A 6,260-nucleotide genomic window follows, 5' to 3' on the forward strand; every position below is an offset into this window, starting at 1 on the left:
GACGCGCCACGCGAGGATGGTCACCCGCACCCCCGAGTCGCCGGTCAGCTCCGCCGGCAGAGCGAGGTAGGGGACCTGGAAACACGAGAAGGCCAGGGAGGCCAGCAGGAAGAAGCCCATGACCCAGACACCGGCCAGCGCGGTGCCCCACTGCGTCGGCGCCGAGAAGGTGGCCACGAAGAGCAGGGGCAGCGCGAGCGCCCCGAACAGCATGAGACCCGTCCGGTATCCGGTGCGGTGCGAGGCGCGGTCGGAGATCGCCCCGATGAGCGGGTAGGCCAGCACGTCGATCACCTTGGGCACCAGCACCAGCACCGTCGCCACCGCGGCGGCGACCCCGATCGAGTCGGTGAGGTAGTAGGCCAGTACCAGCCCCGGCAGTGTGCTGAACGCGCCCGTGCCCACGCTGCCGGCGGCGTACGAGGCGAGCATCCGGCCCGAGGGACGCCCGGCGGACCGGCCGTCGTCACGCGCGGCCTCGCCGTGCGCCCGTGTGGTGGTCATGGACAGACTCTAGGGCGAGGCGAGAGCGTTCACCGTCGAAAAGGGCGTTCCGCGCACCTGGCTCGAACGAAACGTGTCCGGAACGCTCTTCTCGATGAGGAGTGAGCCGGGATCCTCAGCCCCGCCAGTCGAAGGTGTCCGGATCCGGGCCGGAGCGAGTGCCGTTGTGCAGGGCCGATATCGAGGCCATCTGCTCGTCGTTCAGCTCGAAGTCGAACACGTCGAGGTTCTGACGCATCCGCTCCGGACTCGAGGACTTGGGAAAGACGATGTCCCCGCGCTGGAGCACCCAGCGAAGCACGACCTGGGAGACCGAGCGGTCGACCTGCTCCGCCAAGGCGGTGAGCTGCGGGTCGCCGAAGACCGCGCCCTGCGCGAGCGGGCTCCACGCCTCCACTGCGATCCCGCGGTCCGCGCACGCCGCGCGGACCTCGTCGTTGACGAAGTAGGGGTTCGACTCGATCTGGTTGACGGAGGGAGTGCTGAGGCCCGCATCGGACAGTCGCGCGAGGTTGGCCGGGGTGAAGTTGGAGACCCCGATCGAGTCCACCGCGAAGTCGGCGCGGATGCCCTCCATGGCCTCCCAGACGCGGGCGACGTCGCCGTGCATCGCCAGCGGCCAGTGCACCAGGAACAGGTCGATCCGGCCGCCGAGGGCCTCGAGTGAGCGTTCGGCGGAGTCGCGGGCGGCGGCGGGCTCGTGGAAGGAGTTGTTGAGCTTGGTGGTGAGCCACAGCTCGTCACGCGGGATCCCCGAGGCCGCGATCGCGCGACCCACCCCGTCCTCGTTGCCGTACATCTGGGCGGTGTCCAGGTGCCGGTACCCGGCCTCGAGTGCGTCCGAGACGACCTTCTCGGTGTCGGCGGGGGGAACCTGGTAGGTACCGAAGCCGAGCTGGGGGATCGCACGGCCGTCGCCCAGGTCGATCAGCGGGATCTGCGGTGTCGAATCGGTCATGCGCCCCACCGTACGCCCGTCCCGGGATCACTCGCGACCGGTACGCAGCGAGGCCTCCACCAGGTCGAGCATCGCGCTCACGTGAGCCGTGCCGCGCCCTGTCGCGAGGTGGGTGATGAGTCCGTCGAGCACGATGTCGAGGTAGACGCGCAGCACGTCATCGGGGACGTCCGTCCGCATCCTCCCGGAGTCCTTCTGCTCCCGCAGGCGGGCGAGGATGGCCTCGTCGAGCTCCGCCTGCCGGTCGGTCCACCGCTCCCGGAAGGCCGGGTCGGTGCGGATCCGTCGCGCGATCTCCAGTCGGGTCCCGAGCCACGAGAACTCGTGGGGGTCGGCCAGGATCTCCCGCATCACCTGGACCAGACCCTGCTCGGCCACCGTGGCCGCCATCGCCGCGGCGTCGTCGTGCGCCAACGCGAGGAACAGGGCGTCCTTGTCGTCGAAGTGGTGGAAGATCGCACCGCGGCTGAGACCGGTGGTCTCCTCCAGACGTCGGACCGTGGCGCCCTCGAACCCGAACTCGGCAAAGCACTCGCGCGCCCCCGACAGGATCTCTCGACGCCGGGCGTCCATGTGGTCCTGACTGACCCTGGGCATCTCACAACCTTCCTACGGATACACCACGGCGGTACGCGGTTCCCCCTGTCTCACCAGGAGTTACCGCGCACCGCCGTCGGGGTGGAGGTGATCAGCCCTTGATCATGTTGCGCAGCACGTACTGCAGGATGCCGCCGTTGCGGTAGTACTCCGCCTCGCCGGGGGTGTCGATGCGCACCTTGGCGTCGAACTCGACCACCTGGCCGTCCTCCTTGGTGGCGGTGACCCTGACCGTCTTGGGCGTGGTGCCGTTGTTCAGTTCCTCGATCCCGGTGATGTCGAACGTCTCCGTGCCGTCCAGGCCGAGGGTCTCGTGCGACTCGCCCTCGGGGAACTGCAGCGGCATGACACCCATGCCGATGAGGTTCGAGCGGTGGATGCGCTCGAACGACTCGGTGATGACGGCCTTGACGCCGAGCAGGCTGGTGCCCTTGGCCGCCCAGTCGCGGGAGGACCCGGTGCCGTACTCCTTGCCACCGAGCACCACGAGCGGCGTGCCCTGCGCGGCGTAGTTCTGCGCGGCGTCGTAGATGAACGCCTGCGGGGCGCCCTCCTGCGTGAAGTCGCGCGTGTAGCCGCCCGTCACACCGTCCAGCAGCTGGTTCTGGAGGCGGATGTTGGCGAACGTGCCCCGGATCATGACCTCGTGGTTGCCGCGGCGCGACCCGAACGAGTTGTAGTCCTGACGGGACACACCGTTCTCGTCGAGGTACTGCGCGGCCGGGGTGCCCGGCTTGATCGTCGACGCGGGCGAGATGTGGTCGGTCGTGACCGAGTCGCCGAGCTTGGCCAGGACGCGGGCGCCCTTGACGTCCTCGACCGGGGTCAGCTCCATCTGCATCCCGTCGAAGTACGGGGGCTTGCGCACGTAGGTCGACTTGGCGTCCCACTCGAACGTCTTGCCGTCCGGGGTGCTGAGCCCACGCCAGCGGTCGTCGCCGGCGAAGACGTCGGCGTACTTGGACGTGTACTCCTTGGAGGAGATCGAGGCCTTGATGGTCTCCTCGATCTCCTCGGTGGAGGGCCAGATGTCCTTGAGGTAGACGTCGTTGCCGTCGGTGTCCTTGCCCAGTGAGTCGGCCTCGAAGTCGAAGTCCATGGTCCCGGCGATGGAGTACGCGATGACCAGCGGCGGGGACGCCAGGTAGTTCATCTTGACGTCCTGGTTGATCCGGCCCTCGAAGTTGCGGTTACCGGACAGCACCGCGGTGGCGGTCAGGTCGTGCTCCTGGATCGCGTTGGAGATCTCCTCCGGCAGCGGTCCGGAGTTGCCGATGCAGGTGGTGCAGCCGTAGCCCACGAGGTAGAAGCCGAGGGCCTCCAGGTCCGGCCAGAGTCCGGCCCGCTCGTAGTACTCGGTGACGACCTGCGAACCCGGCGCCATCGACGTCTTGACCCACGGCTTGGCCTTGAGGCCCTTCTCGTGCGCCTTGCGCGCGAGGAGCCCGGCGCCGATCATCACCGACGGGTTGGACGTGTTGGTGCAGGACGTGATCGAGGCGATGGAGACGATGCCGTGGTCCAGGACCATCTCGGTGCCGTCCACGGACACCTCGACGGGCTTGGAGGGACGTCCCTCGGAGCCGTCGGAGGCGTCGGCCCGGACCGAGCCCTCCTCGGCGTGCGAGAGGGTCGCGGTCCCGGTGTTGTCGGACGGGGCACCGCCCTCGGACTGCATCCGGCCCTTCTCGGTGTCACCGAGGGGGTTGACGCCGGCGTCCACGTAGTTGTGGATGTCCTTGCGGAACGCGCTCTTGGCGTCGGCCAGCTCGATGCGGTCCTGCGGACGCTTGGGTCCGGCGATCGACGGGACGACGTCGCCCAGGTCGAGCTCCAGGTATTCGGAGAAGACGGGCTCCTCCGCGTCGGCGTGGAGCCACATGCCCTGCTCCTTGGCGTAAGCCTCGACCAGGGCGAGCTGCTCCTCGTCGCGACCCGTCAGGCGCAGGTAGTCGATGGTCTCGCCGTCGATCGGGAACATGGCGCAGGTGGAGCCGAACTCCGGGCTCATGTTGCCGATCGTGGCGCGGTTGGCCAGGGGCACAGCCGCGACGCCGGCACCGTAGAACTCCACGAACTTGCCCACGACGCCGTGCTTGCGCAGCATCTCGGTGATCGTCAGGACGACGTCCGTGGCGGTGACGCCCGGCTTGATCGACCCGGTGAGCTTGAAGCCCACGACGCGGGGGATGAGCATGGAGATGGGCTGGCCGAGCATGGCGGCCTCGGCCTCGATACCGCCGACGCCCCATCCCAGGACGCCGAGACCGTTCTCCATGGTGGTGTGCGAGTCGGTGCCCACGCAGGTGTCGGGGTAGGCCTGCCCGTTCCGGACCATCACGGAGCGCGCCAGGTACTCGATGTTGACCTGGTGCACGATGCCGGTACCCGGGGGGACGACCTTGAAGTCGTCGAAGGCGCCCTGACCCCAGCGGAGGAACTGGTAGCGCTCCTCGTTGCGCTGGTACTCGATCTCGACGTTCTTGTCGAAGGAGTCGCGACCACCGAAGGACTCGATGATCACGGAGTGGTCGATGACCATCTCGGCCGGCGCGAGGGGGTTGACCTTGTCGGGGTCGCCACCGAGGGTCTTGACGGCCTCACGCATGGTGGCGAGGTCGACGATGCAGGGGACACCGGTGAAGTCCTGCATGATCACGCGGGCGGGCGTGAACTGGATCTCGGTGTCGGGCTCGGCGGAGGGGTCCCAACCGGCCAGGGCCTCGATGTGCGCCTTGGTGACGTTCTTGCCGTCCTCCGTGCGCAGCAGGTTCTCGGTGAGGACCTTGAGGGAATAGGGGAGCTTGGCGGCTCCCTCGACCGCCGAGAGGCGGTAGATCTCATAGGCTTGGCCGCCGACCTCTAGGGTCCCCTTGGCGCCAAAGCTGTCAATGCTTGCTGTCACGTCAGCTCCACTCGTGGTGTGAATGTCGATTCGTCATCCCTCCCGGTGTCGCCGCGTGTCTCGGGCGGCAACGCCGGGGGCGGACACAGGACCCATTGTGGACCCTCGCGCCCGGTTGCGGTCATCAATTTACCAGTACGCTCGTTCTGTATAGGTTCCGGCACGCCCGAAGGTGGGGGGCGCGGAGCGGGTATCGCGCCGTCCGGCGCGCGTATTCGGTTCGACGACGACGAGATGGCACCATGTCGGCCGTGGACAACTCCGACGATTCCGTGACCACGCTCGCCTACGAGGCCGAGCCGGTGATGTCCTTGCAGGAGGGCGAGGTCCCGCAGTGGCTCGACTTCGAGGCCGTGTCCCGGGACCTGGCCGACGACGGGGTCTCCGCCCCGGAGCCGTTCGTCGAGGGACTGCGGACCGTCGTCACCGAGGCTGGGGACCGCGGGCTCGATCTCAAGGTGGTCTACACCGAGGCCCCGGCCGCCGTCTACACCGACGCCCGCGACCTCGCCGCCCTGCTGAACGAGGAGTACGAGGGGACGATCCTTGTCCGGACCCCGGTCTTCGTCGGCAGTTCCAGCGACACCATCCCCCGCCACAAGCTCGAGGCCGGCCAGGACGACGCCTGGGAGGAGTTCGACCCGGTGGCCTCCGCCTCCGTCTTCGCGCACAAGGTCACCGCCCCCGCCCCGCCCTGGGGCGCGTTCTCGGCGGTCGTGCTCGTGCTGGCGATCGTCGTGGCGGTCGCCTTCGTCGTCGCCCTCCGGCGGCGCCTGCGCTGACGATCCCCGGTGGCGCCTGCGCTGACGATCTCCGGCAGCGTCTGCGCTGACGGACGCTCTTCTCCCCATCGCCCGACACGCCGGGTTTTCTCGCGTTATTAGAGTTACAGCAGTGTATTTTGCCGTCCAATGTTCCGGACGGGACTTCTGTGACCTACGGTGCTAGAGGAACCATCGGTTCTGCCGAGTTGGTATGAGGCTCTAGTGGCGCAGGGGAAGGCATCACCCGAACCTCACCCTCCTCGGTGACGCGTCCCGCCGTGCGGGTCGCGCGGTCAGCCGCATCCTCGTGCGGTTATCGGAAGGTGAAACGTGAAGCCTGACCATTCATCAAGCCGCGCTCCGGGAGCGCGGAGACGTCGGGGCCCGGTCCGGACGCCCGGACGCGCCCTCCTCGCGGCGGCGCTCGTCCTGGGCACCGCGTCGGGCGTGGTCCACGCACCGGTGGTCGCGGCCCAGGAGGTCCCGGCGACCTCGCCCGGAGACATCAGCGGTCTGATCCGTGCGGTCGCGG

Annotated in this window: 6 protein-coding genes; 2 read left to right on the forward strand and 4 right to left on the reverse strand. The window is 68.4% G+C overall.

Translation table 11 applies throughout. The annotated features are described in order from the left end of the window. From G6028_RS08140 to acnA, 4 genes are all read right to left on the reverse strand, one after another. On the reverse strand, window positions 1–504 hold a 504-nt coding region (locus tag G6028_RS08140), incomplete at its 3' end, for an MFS transporter (RefSeq protein WP_182658582.1). A 115-nt stretch (window positions 505–619) separates the two neighbouring features. Continuing rightward, window positions 620–1,462 (reverse strand): aldo/keto reductase, encoded by an 843-nt coding sequence (locus tag G6028_RS08145; protein WP_182658583.1) that lies wholly within the window; start codon window positions 1,460–1,462, stop codon window positions 620–622. A 27-nt stretch (window positions 1,463–1,489) separates the two neighbouring features. Further along, the gene (locus G6028_RS08150; RefSeq protein ID WP_179525301.1) at window positions 1,490–2,059 is read right to left on the reverse strand and encodes a TetR/AcrR family transcriptional regulator; all 570 of its coding nucleotides are present in this window, start codon (window positions 2,057–2,059) and stop codon (window positions 1,490–1,492) included. A gap of 91 nt (window positions 2,060–2,150) precedes the next feature. Then, window positions 2,151–4,964, reverse strand: a complete 2,814-nt coding sequence (acnA, locus tag G6028_RS08155; protein ID WP_182658584.1) for an aconitate hydratase AcnA — start codon at window positions 4,962–4,964, stop codon at window positions 2,151–2,153. Window positions 4,965–5,206: 242 nt separating this feature from the next. Between acnA and G6028_RS08160 the strand changes: the two genes are divergently transcribed. Next, complete coding sequence (locus G6028_RS08160) at window positions 5,207–5,746, forward strand: Rv1476 family membrane protein (protein ID WP_187700278.1); 540 nt, start codon at window positions 5,207–5,209, stop codon at window positions 5,744–5,746. Window positions 5,747–6,058: 312 nt separating this feature from the next. Beyond that, window positions 6,059–6,260 (forward strand): hypothetical protein (locus G6028_RS17450; RefSeq protein WP_206685741.1); only part of this gene is annotated, 202 nt, incomplete at its 3' end.

Origin of the sequence: Dietzia cercidiphylli, assembly GCF_014145145.1 — a bacterium.
GTDB classification, from domain to species: Bacteria; Actinomycetota; Actinomycetes; order Mycobacteriales; family Mycobacteriaceae; genus Dietzia; species Dietzia natronolimnaea.